Annotated in this window: 16 protein-coding genes and 1 riboswitch; of the genes, 14 read left to right on the top strand and 2 right to left on the bottom strand. The window is 65.6% G+C overall.

Annotated elements, in window-relative coordinates; genetic code table 11:
• Nucleotides 1-36 precede the first annotated feature (36 nt).
• The 10 genes from GGQ64_RS01470 to GGQ64_RS01425 all read left to right on the top strand — a co-directional run bounded on the left by GGQ64_RS01470 (nucleotide 37) and on the right by GGQ64_RS01425 (nucleotide 12349).
• On the top strand, nucleotides 37-1272 hold the full coding sequence (locus GGQ64_RS01470; RefSeq protein ID WP_183798132.1) for an ABC transporter substrate-binding protein: 1236 nt from the start codon (nucleotides 37-39) through the stop codon (nucleotides 1270-1272).
• A 107-nt stretch (nucleotides 1273-1379) separates the two neighbouring features.
• Entirely contained in the window at nucleotides 1380-2309 is a 930-nt protein-coding gene (locus tag GGQ64_RS01465) for a carbohydrate ABC transporter permease (RefSeq protein ID WP_183798130.1), read from the top strand.
• Nucleotides 2302-3243, top strand: a complete 942-nt coding sequence (locus GGQ64_RS01460) for a carbohydrate ABC transporter permease (protein WP_183798128.1) — start codon at nucleotides 2302-2304, stop codon at nucleotides 3241-3243. The genes GGQ64_RS01465 and GGQ64_RS01460 overlap by 8 nt, the downstream gene beginning before the upstream one ends.
• Nucleotides 3244-3247: 4 nt before the next feature.
• Complete coding sequence (locus tag GGQ64_RS01455; RefSeq protein ID WP_183798126.1) at nucleotides 3248-4336, top strand: ABC transporter ATP-binding protein; 1089 nt, start codon at nucleotides 3248-3250, stop codon at nucleotides 4334-4336.
• A gap of 48 nt (nucleotides 4337-4384) precedes the next feature.
• On the top strand, nucleotides 4385-6856 hold the full coding sequence (locus GGQ64_RS01450) for a beta-mannosidase (protein WP_183798124.1): 2472 nt from the start codon (nucleotides 4385-4387) through the stop codon (nucleotides 6854-6856).
• Between the two features lie 49 nt (nucleotides 6857-6905).
• Complete coding sequence (locus GGQ64_RS01445; protein ID WP_183798122.1) at nucleotides 6906-7667, top strand: TIM barrel protein; 762 nt, start codon at nucleotides 6906-6908, stop codon at nucleotides 7665-7667.
• Nucleotides 7668-7678: 11 nt separating this feature from the next.
• Nucleotides 7679-8866 (top strand): Gfo/Idh/MocA family protein, encoded by a 1188-nt coding sequence (locus tag GGQ64_RS01440; protein ID WP_183798120.1) that lies wholly within the window; start codon nucleotides 7679-7681, stop codon nucleotides 8864-8866.
• Between the two features lie 93 nt (nucleotides 8867-8959).
• The gene (mgrA, locus tag GGQ64_RS01435; RefSeq protein ID WP_183798118.1) at nucleotides 8960-9991 is read left to right on the top strand and encodes an L-glyceraldehyde 3-phosphate reductase; all 1032 of its coding nucleotides are present in this window, start codon (nucleotides 8960-8962) and stop codon (nucleotides 9989-9991) included.
• Between the two features lie 254 nt (nucleotides 9992-10245).
• Nucleotides 10246-11868: a family 43 glycosylhydrolase gene (locus GGQ64_RS01430; protein WP_183798116.1), complete on the top strand. Its 1623-nt coding sequence runs from the start codon at nucleotides 10246-10248 to the stop codon at nucleotides 11866-11868.
• A gap of 133 nt (nucleotides 11869-12001) precedes the next feature.
• Nucleotides 12002-12349, top strand: a complete 348-nt coding sequence (locus GGQ64_RS01425; protein WP_183798113.1) for an RcnB family protein — start codon at nucleotides 12002-12004, stop codon at nucleotides 12347-12349.
• A gap of 147 nt (nucleotides 12350-12496) precedes the next feature.
• Here GGQ64_RS01425 and GGQ64_RS01420 read toward each other — a convergent pair whose 3' ends face one another.
• Complete coding sequence (locus GGQ64_RS01420; protein WP_425488481.1) at nucleotides 12497-14389, bottom strand: LTA synthase family protein; 1893 nt, start codon at nucleotides 14387-14389, stop codon at nucleotides 12497-12499.
• 278 nt (nucleotides 14390-14667) lie between these two features.
• On the opposite strand from GGQ64_RS01420, the gene GGQ64_RS01415 reads away from it, so the two are divergent.
• The 4 genes from GGQ64_RS01415 (at nucleotide 14668) to bluB (ending at nucleotide 19864) form a co-directional block, all read left to right on the top strand.
• Nucleotides 14668-16347: an NAD+ synthase gene (locus GGQ64_RS01415; protein WP_183798109.1), complete on the top strand. Its 1680-nt coding sequence runs from the start codon at nucleotides 14668-14670 to the stop codon at nucleotides 16345-16347.
• An 8-nt stretch (nucleotides 16348-16355) separates the two neighbouring features.
• Nucleotides 16356-17174, top strand: a complete 819-nt coding sequence (locus tag GGQ64_RS01410; RefSeq protein ID WP_183798107.1) for a TolB family protein — start codon at nucleotides 16356-16358, stop codon at nucleotides 17172-17174.
• Nucleotides 17175-17322: 148 nt separating this feature from the next.
• Complete coding sequence (locus GGQ64_RS01405) at nucleotides 17323-18822, top strand: diguanylate cyclase domain-containing protein (protein WP_183798105.1); 1500 nt, start codon at nucleotides 17323-17325, stop codon at nucleotides 18820-18822.
• A 76-nt stretch (nucleotides 18823-18898) separates the two neighbouring features.
• A riboswitch (cobalamin riboswitch) is annotated at nucleotides 18899-19131 on the top strand.
• A 46-nt stretch (nucleotides 19132-19177) separates the two neighbouring features.
• Entirely contained in the window at nucleotides 19178-19864 is a 687-nt protein-coding gene (bluB, locus tag GGQ64_RS01400) for a 5,6-dimethylbenzimidazole synthase (protein ID WP_183798103.1), read from the top strand.
• Nucleotides 19865-19885: 21 nt separating this feature from the next.
• Here bluB and GGQ64_RS28160 read toward each other — a convergent pair whose 3' ends face one another.
• Nucleotides 19886-20983: a DUF2865 domain-containing protein gene (locus GGQ64_RS28160; protein WP_183798101.1), complete on the bottom strand. Its 1098-nt coding sequence runs from the start codon at nucleotides 20981-20983 to the stop codon at nucleotides 19886-19888.
• Nucleotides 20984-21123 lie beyond the last annotated feature (140 nt).

The raw sequence follows: 21123 nt of genomic DNA, 5'->3' as shown, positions 1-21123 counted from the left end.
GTTTTTACTGCAACGTTTCAGTGAGGGAGGAGACTCATGAAAATTCGTTCCGCGATTGCCGCTCTGGCGGCAACTGTCGCGCTTCCGGTCGCAGCGAGCTACGCGACGGACCTGGAGGTGACGCATTGGTGGACGTCCGGCGGGGAAGCCGCGGCGGTCGCCGAGCTGGCCAAGGCCTTCGACGCTACCGGCAACAAATGGGTGGACGGCGCCATCGCCGGCGCCGGCAGCACGGCCCGACCGATCATGGTCAGCCGCATCACCGGCGGCGACCCGATGGGCGCCACGCAGTTCAATCACGGCCGGCAGGCTGAGGAACTGGTCCAGGAAGGTCTGATGCGCGACCTGACGGACGTGGCCGAGCGGGGCAACTGGAAGGACGTGATCCGGCCGGCGAGCCTGCTCGATTCATGCACGATCGACGGCAAGATCTACTGCGCGCCGATCAATATCCATTCCTGGCAATGGCTGTGGCTGTCGAACGCCGCGTTCGAGAAGGCCGGCGTTCCCGTGCCGAAGAACTGGGACGAGCTCGTCGCGGCCGCGCCGGCGCTCGAGAAGGCGGGGATCGTGCCGCTCGCCGTCGGCGGGCAGGCCTGGCAGGCGAACGGCGCCTTCGACGTGCTGATGCTGGCGCTTGCCGGCAAGGACGTGTTCCTGCAGGTGTTCGGCGAGAAGAACGCCGAGGTGGCCGCCGGTCCGGAGATGGCCAAGGTGTTCAAGGCGGCCGACGACGCGCGGCGGATTTCCAGGGGCACCAACGTCCAGGACTGGAACCAGGCGACCAACATGGTCATCACCGGCAAGGCCGGCGGCCAGATCATGGGCGACTGGGCGCAGGGCGAATTCCAGCTGGCTGGCCTGAAGGCCGGCGAGGACTATAGCTGCCTGCCCGGGCTCGGCGTCACCGAGATGATCGCCACCGGCGGCGATGCCTTCTACTTCCCGCTGCTCGAGGACGAGGCGAAGTCCAAGGCGCAGGAGGCGCTGGCTGAAACGCTGGTCGATCCCAAGGCCCAGGTCGCCTTCAATCTTAAGAAGGGTTCGCTGCCCGTGCGCGGCGACGTCGACCTTGGCGCCGCCAACGACTGCATGAAGAAGGGCCTCGACATCCTGGCCAAGGGCAACGTCATCCAGTGGACCGACCAGTTGCTGTCGGCCGACAGCCAGAAGCAGAAGGAGGACCTGTTCTCCGAATTCTTCGCCAGCGGGTTGATGTCGCCGGAAGACGCCCAGAAGCGCTTCGCCGAAATCATCGCGACAGCCGACTGATCGGCCTGTTCGCGCTGACGCCGCCGGCTCCGGTCTCCGGACGGGGCCGGCGGCACGGCAACGTTGCCTTGCCGCGGCGAGGAATATACACCGGAGAGGAGACACCCATGACGGGTCAAGTGACGGGTCGAGCGACCGTTCGCGCACACCCCGGGCGGCCGAGCCGCCTGACGCGCAACCTCAGTGCCAAGATCGCATCCATTCCGATGATGCTGACCGCCGTCGTCGTCTTTCTCGGCGGCACGCTGTGGACAGTGCTTTATTCGTTCACGAGTTCGAAGCTGCTGCCGCGCCTCAAGTTCGTCGGTCTCGACCAGTACGAGCGCCTGTGGGCGGCGCCCCGCTGGCTCGTGTCGATCGAGAACCTGGCGATCTACGGCGTCTTCTCGCTCATCTTCAGCATGGTGATCGGCTTCATGCTGGCCGCGCTGATGGACCAGAAGATCCGCTTCGAGAACACGTTCCGGACGATCTTCCTCTATCCCTTCGCGCTCTCCTTCATCGTCACCGGCCTTGTCTGGCAGTGGCTGCTGAACCCCGAGCACGGCATCCAATCGGTGGTGCGCGCCATGGGCTGGACGGGCTTCGATTTTAACCCGCTCTATGATTCCAGCATCGTCATCTACGGCATCCTGATTGCAGCACTCTGGCAGGGGACAGGCCTGGTGATGTGCCTGATGCTGGCCGGCCTGCGCGGCATCGACGAGGACATCTGGAAGGCTTCGCGGGTGGACGGCATCCCGATGTGGAAGACCTATCTCTTCGTCGTCATCCCGATGATGCGGCCGGTGTTCGTGACCACGCTCGTCATCATCGCCAGCGGCATCGTCCGCGTCTACGACCTCGTCGTGGCGCAGACCAGCGGCGGGCCGGGCATCGCCTCCGAGGTGCCGGCAAAATACGTCTACGACTACATGTTCCAGGCGCAGAACCTCGGCCAGGGGTTTGCCGCCTCCACGATGATGCTGATCACGGTTGCGATCATCATCGTTCCCTGGGCCTATCTGGAATTTTCGGGAGGGCGCAAGCGTGTCTGACCGTGGCCATCTGAAGAAGACCGCCCATCTGGCGGAAGTGCCTGCCGCGTTGGAGGCAGGGCCGAGGGGAGCGAAGCCCCGCCGGCTGGTGTCGACCCGCACCATCGTTGTCTACGGCACGCTGTTCGTTGCCGCAGCCTACTACCTGCTGCCCCTCTACGTGATGATCGTCACCTCGCTGAAGGGCATGCCGGAGATCAGGGTCGGCAACATCTTCTCGCCGCCGCTGGAGATCACCTTCGAGCCCTGGGTGAAGGCCTGGTCGAGCGCGTGCACGGGGCTGAACTGCGACGGGCTTTCGCGCGGCTTCTGGAACTCCGTGATGATCACCGTGCCCTCCACGATCATCTCGATCGCGGTCGCCTCGATCAACGGCTATGCGCTGTCCAACTGGCGCTTCAAGGGCGCGGACATCTTCTTCACGATCCTGATCGTCGGCGCCTTCATCCCCTATCAGGTGATGCTCTACCCGCTGGTGATCGTGCTGCGCGAGATCGGCCTCTACGGCTCGCTCGCCGGTCTCGTCATCGTCCATACCATCTTCGGGATGCCGATCCTGACGCTGCTGTTCCGCAACTATTTCGCTTCGCTGCCGGAAGAGTTGTTCAAGGCGGCGCGCGTGGACGGGGCAGGGTTCTGGGGCATTTTTCTCAAGATCATGGTGCCGATGTCGCTGCCGATCTTCGTCGTGGCGATGATCCTGCAGGTGACCGGCATCTGGAACGACTTCCTGTTCGGCGTCGTGTTCACGAGACCCGAATACTACCCGATGACGGTGCAGCTCAACAACATCGTCAACTCCGTCCAGGGGGTGAAGGAATACAACGTAAACATGGCCGCGACGATCCTGACGGGCGCCTTCCCGCTCCTCGTCTACTTCGTCTCCGGTCGGCTGTTCGTCCGCGGCATCGCCGCCGGCGCCGTGAAAGGCTAAGCGCATGACCAGCGTTTCCGTCAAAGACCTCAGACTCAGCTTCGGCCAAGTCACCGTCCTCGACCAGCTCAACCTCGATATCCAGGAGGGCGAGTTCCTCGTGCTGCTGGGCTCGTCCGGCTGCGGCAAGTCGACCCTCTTGAACTGCATCGCCGGGCTGCTCGACATCACCGACGGGCAGATCTTCATCAACGGCCGCAACGTCACCTGGGACGAGCCGAAGGACCGCGGCATCGGCATGGTGTTCCAGTCCTATGCGCTCTATCCGCAGATGACGGTGGAGAAGAACCTCTCCTTCGGCCTGAAGGTGGCGAAGCTGCCGCAGGGCGAGATCGACAAGCGGGTGGCGCGCGCCGCCGAGATCCTGCAGATCGGGCCGCTGCTGAAGCGCAAGCCGTCCGAGCTTTCCGGCGGCCAGCGCCAGCGCGTGGCGATCGGGCGGGCGCTGGTGCGCGACGTCGACGTGTTCCTGTTCGACGAGCCGCTCTCCAACCTCGACGCCAAGCTGCGCTCGGAACTGCGTGTCGAGATCAAGCGGCTGCACCAGTCGCTGAAGAACACCATGATCTATGTGACGCACGACCAGATCGAGGCGCTGACGCTGGCCGACCGCATCGCCATCATGAAGGGCGGCGTCATCCAGCAGCTCGCCGATCCGAACACGATCTACAACGCGCCGAGGAACATGTTCGTCGCGGGCTTCATCGGCTCGCCGTCGATGAACTTCCTCAAGGGCGAGATCGCTACCGGCGCAGACGGGAAGACCGTTTTCGTGGCCGGCGGGGTGACGTTTTCGCTCAACGGATACAGGGCCGGCGATCCGCTCTTGCCCGGCCGCAAGGTGGTGCTCGGCGTGCGGCCGGAGCACGTGGCGGTGGACGAGGCGGCGGCGGGCGGCGAGTTGCACGAGGCCGTGGTCGACATCGAGGAACCGATGGGGGCGGACAACCTCCTGTGGCTCAAGCACGCGGGGCACACGATGGCCGTGCGGACCGCCGGTTCGCGCCGCTTCCGGCCGGGCACGAAGGTGAGGCTCTCCTTCGACATGTCGCTGGCCTCGCTGTTCGATGCGGCGACGGAGGAGCGGATCTGAGGGCGCGTGGATCCCCAGGAAATAAAACCAAGAGTTCGAGACTGAACGATGACCACAAGACCCGACATCACATCCATCGACCTCAGCGGCAGCTGGCAGCTCTCGACACTGGAGGGCGCCCATGCGGCGCCAATGGCTGTCCCCGGCGACGTGCATTCGGCGCTGATTGCCGCCGGCATCGTCGCCGACCCCTATGTCGGCCGCAACGAGCTTGATGCGCGCTGGGTCGCGGAGGCCGACTGGGCGATCGAGCGGACCTTCCTGGTGCAGCCGGAAATGCTGGAGGCGTGCTGGTATCTCGACATCGGCAGCATCGACACGGTGGCTTCCGTCTATGTGAACGGCGTTTTGGTACAGGACACCGACAACTGCTTCCGCCGCTACCGGCCGGACGTTACCGAGGCGCTGAAGGCCGGCGAGAACCACGTCCGCGTCGTCATCCATTCGGCGGTCGCAGCCGGGGCGGCCCGGCAGGCGGAGCTGCCCTTCTTCGTGCCCTGGCACGAGGGCAACTCGCCGATCGCCAACGGCAACATGCTGCGCAAGCCGCAATGCCATTTCGGTTGGGACTGGAACCTCGCGATCGCGCCGCTCGGCATCTACGAGCCGATCGTGCTGCGCAAGCTGGAGATCGCACGCATCGAGCACGTCACCACGCGACAGTTCCACCATGCGGACGGTTCCGTCGACCTCTACGTCACCGCCACTTTCCTCGCCGAGGAGCCGGGCATCCTGCCGGTGCATTTCTCGCTCGACGGCGAGCGGGTGCGGCTCGACATCGGCGTCAATGCCGGGGAGACGGTGCTGACGCATCTGTTCCATGTCGACGAACCGGACCTGTGGTGGCCTGCCGGAAGCGGCGGGCAGCCGTTGTCGCGGGTGGTCGTGGAGACGCCGACGGAGACAGCGTCGCGCACAGTTGGTTTTCGCCAAGTCGAACACCTGACCGACCGGGACGAGGCGGGAAGCCGCTTTGCCTTCCGGATCAACGGCCGCGAGATCTTCTGCCGCGGAGCCAACTGGATCCCCGCCGATGCGCTGTTTTCGCGCGTCACCCGGGAAGGCGTGCGCGACCTGCTGCAGTCGGCGGTCGACGCCAACATGAACATGATCCGTGTCTGGGGGGGCGGCTTCTACGAGCCCGACTGGTTCTACGATCTCTGCGACGAGATGGGGCTGATGGTCTGGCAGGACTTCATGTTCGCCTGCAACCTCTATCCCTCGACGCCGGAATTCCTCGACAACGTGACCGCCGAGGTCGACTACCAGGTGCGCCGGCTGTCCTCGCATCCCTCGATCGTCTTGTGGTGCGGCGACAACGAACTCGTCGGCGCGCTCGGCTGGTTCGACGTCTCGCGCAAGGACCGCGACCGCTATCTCGTCTCCTACGATCGGCTGAACCGCACGATCGAGCTGGCGCTGAAGAAGGCCGCGCCTGGCGCGATCTGGTGGCCGTCGAGCCCGGCTTCGGGCCCTCTCGATTTCGGCGACGCCTGGCATGCCGACGGCTCCGGCGACATGCACTACTGGTCGGTCTGGCACGAGAACAAGCCGTTCGAGGACTATCGCAGCGTCCGGCCGCGCTTCTGCTCGGAGTTCGGCTTCCAGTCCTACACGTCGATGCCGGCGATCCGCCGGTTCGCCGACGAAAAGGACATGAACATCGCCTCGCCGGTGATGGAGTGGCACCAGAAGAACGCCGGCGGCAACGAGCGGATCGCGGCGACCATGTTCCGCAGCTTCCGCTTCCCGAAGGATTTTCCGAGCTTCGTCTACCTGAGCCAGATCCAGCAGGGGCTCGCGATCCGCACCGCCGTCGAATACTGGCGTTCGCTCAAGCCGCATTGCATGGGCACGCTCTATTGGCAGCTCAACGACACCTGGCCGGTCGCCTCCTGGTCCAGCCTCGACCACGGCGGCGGATGGAAGGCGATGCACTACATGGCGCGCCGCTTCTTCCAGCCGGTCGCCGTTGCCGCCATCCCGTCGAAGGACGGCAGGCGCATCGACTTCTCGATGGTGAACGATACCGCGAAGGCGGTCGAGGTCTCGTTCAGTAGCCGGCTGGTCTCGCTTTCCGGCGAGGCAAGGGCTTTCCGCACCGCTTCGGGGACCTGCGGACCCGATCTGGCCGAGACGCTTCTTTCGATCGATGCGAGCGAGGTGCCGCAGGACGCGCTGCTGTTCTGGTCGTTCCAGGCATCGAATGGCATGAGCGGCAGCGGACACCACGCGCCGGTGCCCTACAAGGCGCTCGACCTTGCGCCTTCCGGGCTGGCGGTCACCTCTGCGCCGAGGGCGGACGGCGGCTTCGACGTCACCGTCTCCGCGCGGGCGCTTGCCCTTCATGTGATGGTCGAGGCGAACGTCGCAGGGCGCTGGTCCGACAATGTCTTCGATCTTCTCGCGGGCGAGGAACGGCGGCTGGTCTTCACACCCGCGCAGCCGCTTGTGGCCGGTGAGTTGCCCGCCTTCCACGCCTTGGACCTTCATTCCTGCCAGTCCGGTTCGGACGGCTAGACTTCAACCTGCGCCGCGTCCCCGCGTGCCAATCCCAGGAGCAAACCCAGTGCAGAAAGTCAGTTTCCAGCTCTACAGCGCCCGCAATTTCCAGCCCTTCACGGACGTGTTCCGCCTCGTTTCGCAGGCGGGCTACAGCCAGGTGGAGGGGTACGGCGCGCTCTACGCCGCGCTCGACGATGCGGCGATCGCCTCGACCAAGGCAGACCTCGACAAGAACGGGCTTGCCATGCCGACGGCCCATTTCGGCATCGACATGCTGGAGAACGAGGTCGAGCGCGTGCTCGAGATCACCCGCACGCTCGGCATCAAGGCGATCTACTGCCCCTATCTGTTGCCGGAGGACCGCCCGACGGACGCCGGCGGCTGGCGCGCCTTCGGCGAGCGGCTGCAGAAGGCGTCCGCACCCTATCGCAAGGCCGGGCTCGATTTCGGCTGGCACAACCACGACTTCGAGTTCATCGCCCTGCCGGACGGCAGCTTTCCGCAGGACCACATCTTCGCCGGCGGTCCCGATCTCTCCTGGGAAGCCGACATCGCCTGGATCGTTCGCGGCGGCGCCGATCCGGTCGCGTGGATCAGGAAATATGCCGACCGCATCACCTCCGTCCACGTCAAGGACATCGCACCCGCCGGCGAGAGCGCGGAAGAGGACGGATGGGCGGACGTCGGCCACGGGACGCTGCCCTGGGGCGAACTGATGAAGGTGCTGGCCGGGACCAAGGCGCGGTACTTCATCGTCGAGCACGACAACCCGAAGGACCTGAAGCGGCTCGCCGAGCGGTCCATCGCAACGATCAAGGCATTCTGAGGATGGACACCATGACCAGGGAATACGGGACCAAGCAATACGGCGTCGGCATCATCGGCTGCGGGAATATCTCCGGCGCCTATTTCAAGCTGATCCCGCTCTACAGGAACCTGAAGCTCGTCGCCTGCGCCGACATCAATCCGGCGGCCTCGAAGGCCCGGTCGGAGGAGTTTGGCGTCGCCGCACAGGAGATCGACGATCTCCTGTCGAACCCCGCCGTCGATGTCGTCGTCAACCTGACGGTGCCGGAAGCCCACTATCCCGTCTCCCGGCGTGCGCTGGAGGCGGGCAAGCACGTCTATTCCGAAAAGCCCTTCGTGCTGACGCTGGAACAGGGCGAGGCGCTACGCGGTATCGCCGATGCCAAGGGGCTGAAGGTGGGGTCTGCGCCGGATACCTATCTCGGCGGCTCCCATCAGTTCGCCCGCCACCTGATCGACAGCGGCAGCGTCGGCAAGATCATGTCGGGCACGGCGCATGTGCTCGGCCCGGGCATGGAGAGCTGGCACCCGAACCCGGACTTCTTCTTCGCGCCGGGCGGCGGGCCGATCCTCGACATGGGCCCCTACTACGTCAATAACCTCGTCAACCTCGTCGGGCCGGTCAAACGCGTGGTCGCGCTCGCCAACAAGGCGCATGAGGAGCGCACGATCGGCAACGGACCGCGCGCCGGCGAGAAGGTGCCGGTGATCGTTGCGACGAACATCCATGCGGTGCTCGAGTTCGAAAGCGGTGCGCAGATCTCGCTGATGACCAGCTGGGACGTATGGGCGCACCGCCACCAGAACATGGAGCTCTATGGCACCGAGGGTGCGATCTTCGTGCCGGACCCGAACTTCTTCGGCGGAACGGTCGAGGTCGCGGGCAAGGATCGCGAGCCGAAGCCGGTCGAGGTGTGGGACCATCCGCTGACGGCGAAGAACTACGCCTTCGACTGGGGCGTGCAGGCCAACTACCGCGGCATCGGGCTTTCCGACATGATGGTGGCGGTGACGAGCGGGCGCGACTATCGCTGCTCGCTCGACCGCTCGCTCCATACGATCGACGTGCTGACGGCGATCCTGCGGTCTGCGGAGGAGGGACGGGCGATCGACATCGTCACCACCTGCACCCAGCCGGAAGCGCTCGGCATCGAGGAGGCGCGTGCGCTCCTTCGCGACGACGTCGCCGCACCGGCCGTCGAAGCGGCGGCGGAATAGGCGGCCCGCTCACCTCGGGCGTCCGCGCCCCTTGCCGGAACGACACGGGCGGGAGTATCCATTCCCGCCCTAGACATTAAATGGAGTACAGCCATGAGCTGGCAGCCTGCGGAAAACCGCTACGAGACCATGAAATTCAACCGCGTCGGACGCTCCGGCTTGAAGCTGCCGGCCGTCTCGCTCGGCCTGTGGCACAATTTCGGCGGCGACACGCCGCACGAGCGCAAGGTCGAGATGTGCCGCACCGCCTTCGACCTCGGCATCACCCATTTCGACCTCGCCAACAACTACGGCCCCCCGCCCGGCTCGGCGGAAACCGCCTTCGGCGAGATTCTGCGCACCGACTTCGCGGGCTATCGCGACGAACTGATCATCTCGTCCAAGGCCGGCTACGACATGTGGCCGGGTCCTTATGGCGAGTGGGGAAGCCGCAAGTACCTGATCGCCTCCTGCGACCAGAGCCTGAAGCGGATGGGGCTCGACTATGTCGACATCTTCTATTCGCACCGCTTCGATCCCGAGACGCCGCTGGAAGAGACCTGCGCCGCGCTCGACCATATTGTCCGCTCGGGACGTGCGCTCTATGTCGGCCTCTCGTCCTACAATTCGCAGCGCACGCGCGAGGCGGCGGCGATCCTGAAGGCGCTCGGCACGCCCTGCCTGATCCACCAGCCGAGCTATTCGATGCTCAACCGCTGGATCGAGACGGACGGACTGGTGGATACGCTCGACGATCTCGGCATCGGCTCGATCGTGTTCTCGCCGCTGGCGCAGGGCATGCTGACGACGAAGTATCTTTCCGGCATCCCCGGCGACAGCCGTGCGGCGCAGAACCATTTCCTGAAGAAGGATTTCATCCGGCCGGAGACGATCGACAACATCCGCAAACTGAACGCGATCGCTGAGCGCCGCGGCCAGACGCTGGCGCAGATGGCGATCGCCTGGGTGCTGCGCGGCGGCCGGATCACCTCGGCGCTGATCGGGGCCAGCCGCGCCGCGCAGATCGTCGATTGCGTCAGGGCGCTGGACAGGCCCGACTTCACCGCCGAGGAGCTGAACGAGATCGACACCCACGCCCGCGAGGCGGACATCAACCTGTGGACGCGCTCGGCCGAATTGGCGTGACGGATGGGGCAGAGGGGCGGTTACTCCTCTGGGGAGACCCCCTCTGTCCTGCCGGACATCTCCCCCTCAAGGGGGAGATTGGATGGGGCGCTGCCCAAACCCCGATCATCGTCGCATCTTCAGCACCCGGCAGCAATTCGGGGCAGGGAGCAAAGCATCCTGCTGATCTCCCCCCTCGAGGGGGAGATGCCCGGCAGGGCAGAGGGGGGTGGCGTGCAAGACCGAATGACAATGATGCTGGAGGAGCCAAACACGTGATCCGCAATCCGATCCTGCCGGGCTTCAATCCGGATCCGTCGATCTGCCGCGTCGGCGAGGCCTATTACATCGCCACCTCCACCTTCGAGTGGTATCCGGGCGTGCAGATCCACCATTCCCGAGACCTGGTGAACTGGCGGCTGGTGCGCCGGCCGCTGGAGCGGGCGAGCCAGCTCGACATGCGCGGCAATCCGGACAGCTGCGGCGTCTGGGCGCCCTGCCTTTCCTATGCCGACGGGCAGTTCTGGCTGGTCTACACCGACGTCAAGCGGTTCGACGGAAACTTCAAGGACGCGCACAACTACATCGTCACGGCGCCGTCCATCGCGGCGGAGTGGTCCGATCCCGTGCATGTGAACTCCTCGGGCTTCGATCCGTCGCTGTTCCATGACGATGACGGGCGCAAGTGGTTCCTCAACATGCAGTGGAACCATCGCACGGAGAGCTACGGCGGCATGCCGAAGTCGCCCGCCTTCGACGGCATCCTGCTGCAGGAGTGGGATCCGACGGAAAGGCGGCTTGTCGGGCCGGTGAAGAACATCTTCGCCGGAAGCCCGCTCGGGCTCGTCGAGGGCCCGCATCTGTTCAGGCGCAACGGATGGTACTACCTGACGACGGCCGAGGGCGGCACCGGCTACGATCACGCCGTGACCATGGCCCGTTCGCGGACCATCGACGGTCCCTACGAGATGCACCCGGACGTGCACCTGATCACCTCGAAGGACCATCCGGAGGCGGAGCTGCAGCGGGCGGGACACGGCCAGTATATCGAGACACCGGACGGGCAGGCCTATCACACGCACCTCGCCGGACGTCCGTTGCCGCCGAAGCGGCGCTGCACGCTGGGGCGGGAGACAGCGATCCAGAAATGCGTCTGGCGCGACGACGACTGGCTCTACCTCGAAGGTGGCGGGCCGGTGCCGCGGCTCGACGTGGCCGGACCGTTCGGGGCGCCGGCCGCCGAGAGCGCGTCCGAGGTCGCCTATCGCTTCGACGAAGCGGCGCTGCCGGACGATTTCCAGTGGCTGCGCACACCGAAGCCGGACCGGCTGTTCTCGCTTTCCGAGCGTCCCGGCTACCTGCGACTGTTCGGCCGCGAGAGCATCGGCAGTTGGTTCGAGCAGGCCCTCGTGGCCCGGCGGCAGGAGCACCACGACTTTTCCACCGAGACGCTGCTGGAATTTCATCCGGACAGCTACCAGCAGGTCGCGGGCCTGGTGCACTACTACAACCGCCACAAGTTTCACGCGCTCGGGCTGACGCTGCACGAAAAGCTGGGACGGGTCCTGACCATCCTGTCCTGCCCGGGCGACCATGCGAACGGGCGGCTGGTGTTTCCGGTCGCCGGCGGCGTCCCCGTCGGCGAGGCCCCCGTCGCGCTTTCGATGCGCGTGCGCGGAAACGACCTGCAGTTCTTCTGGCGGCAGGCCGCCGGCGACCGCTGGAACGAGATCGGCCCGGTGCTGGATGCGGGCGTGGTGTCGGACGAGGGCGGGCGCGGCGAACACGGGTCCTTTACCGGCGCCTTTGCCGGTATGTTCGCCTTCGATACCTCCGGCCGCGCACAGGTCGCCGATTTCGAGCGTTTTGCCTATAGGGGCGGCGTGGTCGATGAGTAGGTATCTAGTTTGTGCGTTACTCTATATGTTGTCCATAATGTGCTGATTACATTACATAAGTTTAATCTTATTTTCAGTTTCCGTTCATCGGTCGAGCCGTATCAAGAGGGTGTCCAGACAAAAGGAGACACCCATGAAAAAGCTCTTTGCAGCCCTGATCGCGACCTCGATTCTCGCCACTTCCTTCTCCGTGGCAGAGGCCCGTGACAACCGGTATCCGGTCCAGCAGCACCATGTCGACAAGCGGGTGGTGAACAAGAAGGTGGTCATCGAGAAACGGACAGTCGTCCACAAGCACCGCTGGTCGAAGGGCAACAAGCTGACGCGCGCCGAAAGGCGGCAGATCATCAACGCCCGCGACTACCGCCGCCACCATCTGCATGCGCCACGCCGTGGCGAGCAGTGGGTACGGGTCGACAACCAGTTTCTGCTGATCAGCGCCGCCACCGGCCTGATCGTCGGCCTGGTGGCCGCCAACTGAACGGCCTGAGAACTGAAGATGAAAGGGCGGCTCAGGCCGCCCTTTCCGATTCCCGGATGAGGTTTCGCTGTTCGGTCGGTCCCTGCAAAAGGGTAAGCCGGTCCAGAAGGCATGCCGGCCCGGCGGCCGCGCCGGTGCCGGTGCCGGTCAGCTTGCGGCGCCGACGACGCCGGCGTGGGCGGGGAAGAAGCGGTCCAGGCCGCGGCGCTTGCCGAACATGATGTCGTGCTGCAGGAAGCGGTAGTCGCGGACCAGCGGATCGATGGACTTCTTGCGCGACCAGTCGGTCATGGCGTTGCCGTCGTTGCGGATCAACTGGTAGCGGTCGATGATGTCGTAGCGCTCCTGAACCCGGCCGAGGAAGCCGGTGTAGTAGGGATGCTCGTAACCGGCTTCCTTGAGGATGTGATAGGGCAGGAGGGCAGGGCTGATCGTGCCGATCTCTTCCCTGACGCCGGTCTTGTTCGACCAGACGATGAGCGGCGTCTCGTGCTCGCGCTTCATCTGCTCGACCGGGCCGCGGCGCGCGGCCGTGACGTCGTTCATGTAGCCTGCGGAGGTGTAGACCGTGTTGAGCGGCGGGAGGTGGTCGCCGAAGACGACGATGATCGTCTCGCGGTCGCGGTTCTTCGCCCAGTCCATCAGCGTCTTCAGGCTGTCGTCGGCCTCCTTGACGCCCTGCGCATAGGTCGACAGCACCTGGCGGTCGGCATAGGGAAGGCCGCCTTCGACCTTGATCGTGTTCTTCGCGTAACGATTGGCCTCGTAGGGGCCGTGGCCCTGCAGGGTGACCGTGAAGAAGAAGAACGGATCCTGCTGCGCATCGGCCTGGCGGATGATCTCCTTGGTCAGGGCCTCGTCGGATGCGAAAATCCCGCGCTTGGTCATGGGCGGCATCGTCTCTTCGGTCTTGAAGGTCTCGAAACCGAAGGACTTGTAGACGGAGGTGCGGTTCCAGAACCAGCCCGCAAAGGGGTGGATCGCGCGGGCGGTGTAGCCCTCGCCGCGGAAGAAGGTCGCAAGCGAGGGGATCGGGTCGCGCACATACTGCTGGTAGGGAATGCTGCCGGTCGGCAGGAAGGCGTTCGAAAAGCCGGTCAGCGCCTCGAACTCGACATTTGCCGTCAGGCCGCCGAATTCCGGCGAGAAGATCGCACCCGATTCGCTCTTGCGGATGACCGGCATCGGATCGGGGCTGAGCTTGACGTTGGAGAGCCGGGTCGGATCCCACAGGGATTCGCTCATCACCACGATGACGTCCGGCTTGCCGCGGTGGCTGGTGCCGGCCGGCAGCGGCTCCTGGTTGATGTGGTCGATCGCATCGGCGGAATAGCCGGCGGGCGCCTTCACGTTCGCCATCGGCACGTTGATGGCGAAGGCGAGCATGAAGCCGTTGTGGCGGTAGTTCTCGGTCTGGTCCCACATGATCGGGAAGACCTGCAGGCGGTCGCGAACCTCGGAGAACTGGTTGTAGTCGAGGATGGAGCCGAAGCCTGCCAGCAACGGAACGGTGATGGCCAGCCTGAGCGCGCGCTGCGTCAGGGTCAACTGTCGAAAGCGCTTCCAGGCGAAGACCCATAGGGAGATCAGGGCGCCTGCGGCGGCGATAGAACCGACCACGATCCCGACGGCGGTCCAGGGGCGATCGCGGACCAGCGCCGGCATCAGCTCCATGATCTGGCGGCCGAACAGCAGGTCCGTCGGATAGAGCGGGTCGGTCAGAAAGATCTGCTTCTGCTCGGATGTCAGCGCCAGCAGGATGGCGAGCGGGCCGAGGATCAGGATCGCCTTGTGCTGGCGGCCGATCAGGCCGTCGAGCGCCAGAAGCGCCAGGAAGAACAGGCCGCAGGTGGTCCAGCCCGGCTGTGCAAGGGTGGTGAGGAAGGTGTACGTGGCGCCGGTGGACTGGCGCGTGATCAGTTCGACGACGGCGACGGTGACGAAGGCGAAGACGAACGTCAACGCAAGCGAGCGGATTGCGGATGCTGCGATCGCAAGGCGGCGCGCGTCCGCGACCTCGGCGACGACCGTCTCTTGCACTGCTGTCACCGAAACGGCCGGGGCTGAGGTTCTCACGCGCTACTCCGAAATGTCATAAAACTTTCGCTCAATTGTCATATCGTTGTTATCTTGAACAGGGGATGAATGCTCTTTGAGCCGGGATTGACGCCCGGGCGGGCACGCCTCGAGGTCCCTTTGGACGCGGTCGCCGTCTGCGGACGGCAATTCGAAAATCCCTTCATTTTCAAACCGCCCGTCATCATCTAAAGAACAGCCTTGCCCGAATGAACTTCGGACGATGCGGATCGAGGATCGACATGAACGGACAAAGCGACAGGACCACGCTTCGAATTGCGGTCGCACAGCTCAACCCGACGGTGGGCGATGTTGCCGGCAACCTCGCCAAGGCGCGCGCGGCCCGTGCGGATGCCGCCGCGCAGGGCGCAGACCTCCTGCTTCTGACGGAGCTCTTCATTTCCGGCTATCCGCCGGAGGACCTGGTGCTGAAGCCGGCCTTCCTGAAGGCGTGCCAGTTGGCGGTAGAGACGCTTGCCGAGGATACCGCCGATGGCGGTCCTGGCGTCGTCGTCGGCTTTCCCCGGCAGGGCGAGGCGGGGCGACACAATTCCGTGGCCGTCCTCGACGGCGGGCGGATCCTCGTCTATCGCGACAAGCTCGACCTGCCGAATTATGGCGAGTTCGACGAGAAGCGCGTGTTCGCCGAGGGCGCCATGCCCGGTCCGGTCAATTTCCGCGGCGTGCGGCTCGGCATTCCCATCTGCGAGGAGATCTGGAACGACCTCGGCGTCTGCGAGACGCTGGCCGAGAGCGGGGCGGAAATCCTGCTCGTGCCGAACGGCTCGCCCTACTATCGCGGCAAGGTCGATGTGCGCCACCAGGTCGCGCTGAAGCAGGTGATCGAGACCGATCTGCCGCTCGTCTTCGCCAACCAGGTCGGGGGCCAGGACGAACTGGTCTTCGACGGCGCGAGCTTTGGGCTCAATGCCGACAAGACGCTGGCCTTCCAGATGAGCCAGTTCGAGGAGACGATCGCGCTCGTTACCTGGAAGAAGGACGAGGACGGGGACTGGCGCTGCGACGGCGGGCCGATGTCGAAGATCCCGGAGCGCGAAGAGGCGGACTACCGCGCCTGCGTGTTGGGCTTTCGCGACTACGTCAACAAGAACGGGTTCAAGAACGTGGTTCTCGGCCTTTCTGGCGGCATCGATTCGGCGATCTGTGCCGCGATCGCCGTCGATGCGCTCGGCGAGGAGCGGGTGCGCTGCGTGATGCTGCCCTACCGTTATACCTCCGAGGAGTCGCTGAAGGATGCCGCCGCCTGCGCCAGGGCGCTCGGCTGCCGCTATGACATCGTGGCGATCGAGGCGCCGGTGACGGGCTTCATGGATGCGCTCTCCGACATGTTCGAGGGCACCGAGGCCGGCATTACCGAGGAGAACCTCCAGAGCCGCGCGCGCGGCACGATCCTGATGGCGATCTCCAACAAGTTCGGCTCGATGGTGGTCACGACCGGCAACAAGTCGGAAATGTCGGTCGGCTACGCCACCCTCTACGGCGACATGAACGGCGGCTTCAACCCGATCAAGGACCTCTACAAGATGCAGGTCTATGCGCTCTCGCGCTGGCGGAACACGACCGTGCCGCCGGGCGCGCTCGGGCCTTCGGGCGAGGTGATCCCGCAGAATATCATCGACAAGGCGCCTTCCGCCGAACTGCGGCCGAACCAGACCGACCAGGATTCGCTGCCGCCCTATCCGGTGCTGGACGACATCCTCGAATGCCTGGTCGAAAACGAAATGGGGACGGAGGAGATCGTCGCGCGCGGCCATGACGAAGCGACCGTGCATCGCGTCGAGCATCTGCTTTACATCGCCGAATACAAGCGCCGGCAATCGGCGCCGGGCGTGAAGATCACGAAGAAGAACTTCGGCCGCGACCGGCGTTACCCGATCACCAACCGTTTCCGCGACCGATAGGAGGCCGGATGCGCAGTTCCGTCGAGATCTACGACGTTGCGAGCGGACAGGCCCGCGTGGTCTGGCAGACCGAACAGCTCGTGGAGGCGCCGAACTTCTCGCGCGACGGCCGGTCGCTGATCATCAACGGCGACGGGCTCGTCTATCGCCTGCCGCTCGACGGCGGCCCGCCTTCGCGCATCGATACGGGGTTTGCCGTCCAGTGCAACAACGACCACGGGCTTTCGCCGGACGGTCGATGGCTTGCCGTCACCGACAAGGTCGAGTTCGGCAGGGCGGCGATCTACATCCTGCCCGCGGACGGCGGCACGCCGCGGCTGGTGACGCCCAGGCAGTCCTCCTACTGGCACGGCTGGTCGCCGGACGGGGCCAGGGTCTGCTACTGCGGCATCCGCGACGACGTCTTCGACATCTACACGATCTCCGTCGATAGCGGCGAGGAGACGAGGCTGACGTTCGGCGAGGGCCGCAACGACGGTCCGGACTGGTCCTGCGACGGCTGGATCTACTTCAATTCGAGCCGCACCGGGCGCATGCAGATCTGGCGGATCCGGCCGGACGGGACGGAACTCACCCGGATCACCGACAGCCCCTTCGGTGACTGGTTCGCCCATCCGACGCCGGACGGCCGCGCGCTGCTGGTGCTGTCCTACGACGGCGATGTCTTCGACCATCCGCGCGACCGGCATGTCCGGCTGCGGATGATGGATGCGGATGGACGCAACGACCGTGTGCTGTTCGAGCTTTTCGGCGGGCAGGGGACGATGAACGTCCCCAACTGGTCGCCCGACGGATCGCAGTTCGCCTTCGTCCGCTACGCTCCCTAGCCGTGGCGCCCTGGTAGTCACCCCCCAGATTCTCACGGGTTAATTGTTTGGATACCAGTCCGGTTAAGTGAATGTTCCTGCTTGCGCGGTAACGTCCCTGCCAAGAACAACGCGGCGAACGGCCGCTAGCCTGTCAATGGGGATCGACATGGCGAATGCAGGGGCCGGCGTTCCGGCCACGCGCCGGGGGGGCGTCAGGCTGGGGATCGTCATCGCATCGGCGGTGATCGTCCTCTTGTTCGCCAGCGCCAATTTCCTGGTCCTCGACTACTCCATCCGCCAGGCGAACGACTTCGTCGCCGAGACCGAAAAGACGCTGGTCAAGAGCGAGTTCCGCAACCAGATCGAACAGGTGGTGCTCTACCAGAGCGGCCTGTCGGTCTGGGACAAGAGCTTCGACGAACTCGCAAACGGGCGGCTCGGCGAAGATTTTGTCCGGCGCGACCTGAGGGACTGGCTGTGGCGCGAGTCCGGCTTTTCCTGGCTCGTCTTCGCACGGCCGTCCGGAGAGACGGTCCTTGCCATGCACAACGGGATCGTCGTGCCGGGCGAGGAGGCCGACGGCGTGCGCTACTGGATGAGCGACCTTGTGAAACGGGCCACGGAGAACTACTACGCCGCCCTGCGGCGCACCCGCGATGGCTGGATCGTGGCGAAGTCGATGTCGAACGCCAACGCGGTTCATGGCGGCGTGCCGCAGATCAGCGCGACGGGCATGCGCGTGATCGAGCAGGTCATGAGCATCGTCGTGGTGCAGGCGGTGGTGCCGCGGCGGCTGTTCATCCCCGACGATCGCAGGAGCCCGGTACTGATGATCACAGTGAAGCCGATCACGGCCTCCATGCTGGCGGATTCGGAGCGGCGCCTGGGGCTCACCGGCCTCGGCTTCTCGCCGATCACGACCGACGACGCCAACCTGCTGACGACCGGTGTGGGGGGCGATGCCTACAACCCGATGGTGGCGTCGTGGCATCCCAACCGCCCGGGATCGTTCGTCTGGACCATGGCGGTGCCGCACATCGCGGCCCTGATCGCCATCTTCGTCGTCGTCATGGGGTTTGGTGCCCTCAAGTTCTCCTCGCTCGTGCGCGCGCTCGAGCGCAGCGAGGCGAAGAACGCCCATCTGGCTCGCCATGACGCGCTGACGGGCGTGCTCAGCCGTTCCGGGTTCGACCTTGCGGTCACCGATCTTTCCAGCAAGGGGCAGAGGACGTTCTCGATCATCGCCATCGACCTCGACCGGTTCAAGGCGGTCAACGACCGGCACGGCCACGCGGCCGGCGACGAGGTGTTGCGGGTCATGGCCTCGCGGTTCATGGCCCGGCTCGGCGACCGCGGCGTCGTCGCGCGTCTCGGCGGCGACGAGTTCGCCGTCCTGCTGCCGGGGATCGCCGACCGGGACGTCACCCTTCCGCTTGCCGAGGCGTTCGTGCGCGACGCGCAGGTTCCCGTGCCCTTCCAGGGGCAGTTGCTCCAGCTCGGCGGCAGCGCCGGCATCGGCGCCTTTCCCGAGCACGGCCGGACGCCGCATGCGATCATGCTGGCCGCCGACGCGGCCCTCTATGCAGCCAAGCACGCGGGCCGCAATTGCGCCCACTACGGCGTGCCTGGCGGGTCCGACGCTGCTTCGGACATCGAGGCGGCCTGAACGAGCGCCTTCGGGGGATATCCGGCAAACGCCATCGGCCTGTCGCTCGCGCCCCTTGCGCCGTGGCCTGCGGCATGTGCAAATGAAGCTGCCAGGTGCCCCCGCGAACGAGCCGGGGAGAATCGGGAATCCGGTGGGGTTGCGGACGACGTCCGGGCCTCGAAGCCGGAACGTGCCCAACGCTGTGACGGGGACGGCAAGGCCGCGGGGGAAAGCCCCTCGCCATATCGCCACTGGTCGAAGGACCGGGAAGGCGGGCCCGGCCGGACGATCCGGAGTCAGAAGACCGGCCTGGCGAGATGGACCTGCCCGCGCGGACGGCGGAGGGGTCGTGAGCATTGTTGGGGAGTTGACGATGCGACCTTCCAAACGGGACGAGCCTGTTGCCGTCCAACCCTTTACGCCGGCCGAACGGGCGGCCGTCTACCGCGCCATCGAGACGCGTCGCGACGTGCGCGACCAGTTCCTCGCCGATCCCCTGCCGGACGATCTGCTGGAGCGCCTGCTGGGGGCTGCCCACAGCGCACCGTCCGTCGGCTTCATGCAGCCCTGGAGCTTCATCGTCATTCGCGATCCGCAGGTGCTTGCAGGCGCGCACCGGGCGTTCCAGCGCGCCAACGAGGAGGCCGCCGCACTCTTTTCCGGCGAGCGGCAGGAACGCTACCGCACACTGAAGCTCGAGGGGATTCTCAAGGCGCCCGTCAGCCTCTGCGTCACCTGCGATCTGGACCGGGCCGGCAGCGTCGTGCTGGGGCGCACGCACAATCCGCGCATGGACGTCTATTCGACCGTCTGCGCGGTGCAGAACCTGTGGCTGGCGGCGCGGGCGGAAGGCGTCGGCGTCGGCTGGGTCAGCATCTTCCACGATGCCGATGTCCGCGCGCTTCTCGGCATTCCCGAGCGGATCGAGATCGTCGCCTGGCTGTGCCTCGGTTTCGTCGATGCGCTCTACGAGGAGCCTGAACTGGCCGTGAAGGGCTGGCGTCAGCGGCTGCCGCTCGAGGACCTGGTTTTCGCCGACCGGTGGGGGCAGCGGCGCTGACGCCTGCAATATATCGCCGGTTCAGTTCGCTCCGGCGGGATTGCGCAGGTCCAGCGCCGGCTGGTCGTCGGGCAGGAAGCTCGGCCCGACCATCCGCACCTTGTCCTTCTCGGGGTCGTAGGGCCGCTCGTTGACGACCTTCTCGGATGCCGAGGCGCTGGCGACGGGATGCATCCGGATCGTCGTGACCGAACCGACATTCTGCCGGGTCGTGCCCGGCGTCGCGCCTTTTGCTGCGTCGGGCGCACTGCCGCCGCCGGTGCCCGTCATCTTCCGGTAGTAGCCCGCAAGGTCGCAGCCGCAGGCCTTGTCGGCCGTGCGGTCGCGGCTCTGGTAGGCGTAGGCATTCGGCAGGGCGGAATAGGGCCGGCCGGTCAGCGTCGAGATCATGTTGCCGCTGTCGAGCGACTGGATCGGCTGGTAGAAGAGTTCCGTCTCCGTCTGCGGGCACATCGTCGAACAGGTCCGCTGGTCGCGGCGGAAGTCGAGTGGGGTGGCGGCGGACGATATCGGGAAGAAGCCGCCGTCGCAGGTGCGCACGCACAGCGTTTGCAAGGGACCGTCCTGCGATGCCGCGCCCATGTTGCTGAACGTCGTCGGCATCGCCGCCAGCGGATCGTCGGCCTCGGGAAGATCGCCGCCCTCCAGGGTCATCTCGGCCTCCGTGGACGCCTCGATCGCGATGGCCTCCCCGCAGCCGTTTTCGGACAGCTTGGCCAGAATGCGGCCGCGCTCGGCCGGGTCGCCGCCGGCGAAAGACATCTCGTTGCGCTTTTTCACGAGGACCTGGAGGTTGCGGTCCATCTGATCGATGGTGGAGGTGATGGAGGCGCAGGCGCCGGCGTTCTGGCCGCCGAAGACCTTGACGCTGCCCGTGCTGCAGCCGAGACGGCGAAGGTCGCCTCTCGCTCGGCGCAGCTCCATGTTCTGTCTGGCGATCGCGCTGGAATAGCTGCGCGCCTGCTCGCCGCTGTCAACCGCGAGCGGGAGGTTTGCAAGCTGAGACTGGAGATCGCCGCAGAGTTCGGTCGTCTGGGCAGAAGTCGGCGCGTGCGGCAAGGCGATTGTCAGGGCCGTCGCGACAGCCAGCACCACCACTCTTCCCAATCCCCACGGCACGTCATCAGCTCCTGTCGCGTTACCCCTCGCGGCTCGGCTCCGGCAGGCGAGGGCGGCTCGGGTAACGCCGAATCGGCCTTTCGGTTCCGGCGGCGGGGCGGAAACCGGAAATTCCGCCGCAGGCTCGGGCATCCCCACCG

The sequence above is a fragment of the Mycoplana azooxidifex genome (assembly GCF_014196765.1).
Classification (GTDB): Bacteria; Pseudomonadota; Alphaproteobacteria; order Rhizobiales; family Rhizobiaceae; genus Mycoplana; species Mycoplana azooxidifex.
The sequence above is the reverse complement of the archived record's forward strand: the minus strand, read 5'-3'. Positions and strand labels throughout refer to the sequence as shown.

Bases quoted from the DNA above. Each gene is read 5' to 3' on its own strand.
- GGQ64_RS01470 (WP_183798132.1), top strand. From the start codon at position 37: ATGAAAATTCGTTCCGCGATTGCCGCTCTGGCGGCAACTGTCGCGCTT.
- GGQ64_RS01465 (WP_183798130.1), top strand. From the start codon at position 1,380: ATGACGGGTCAAGTGACGGGTCGAGCGACCGTTCGCGCACACCCCGGG.
- GGQ64_RS01455 (WP_183798126.1), top strand. From the start codon at position 3,248: ATGACCAGCGTTTCCGTCAAAGACCTCAGACTCAGCTTCGGCCAAGTC.
- GGQ64_RS01450 (WP_183798124.1), top strand. From the start codon at position 4,385: ATGACCACAAGACCCGACATCACATCCATCGACCTCAGCGGCAGCTGG.
- GGQ64_RS01440 (WP_183798120.1), top strand. From the start codon at position 7,679: ATGACCAGGGAATACGGGACCAAGCAATACGGCGTCGGCATCATCGGC.
- mgrA (WP_183798118.1), top strand. From the start codon at position 8,960: ATGAGCTGGCAGCCTGCGGAAAACCGCTACGAGACCATGAAATTCAAC.
- GGQ64_RS01425 (WP_183798113.1), top strand. From the start codon at position 12,002: ATGAAAAAGCTCTTTGCAGCCCTGATCGCGACCTCGATTCTCGCCACT.
- GGQ64_RS01415 (WP_183798109.1), top strand. From the start codon at position 14,668: ATGAACGGACAAAGCGACAGGACCACGCTTCGAATTGCGGTCGCACAG.
- GGQ64_RS01410 (WP_183798107.1), top strand. From the start codon at position 16,356: ATGCGCAGTTCCGTCGAGATCTACGACGTTGCGAGCGGACAGGCCCGC.
- GGQ64_RS01405 (WP_183798105.1), top strand. From the start codon at position 17,323: ATGGCGAATGCAGGGGCCGGCGTTCCGGCCACGCGCCGGGGGGGCGTC.
- bluB (WP_183798103.1), top strand. From the start codon at position 19,178: ATGCGACCTTCCAAACGGGACGAGCCTGTTGCCGTCCAACCCTTTACG.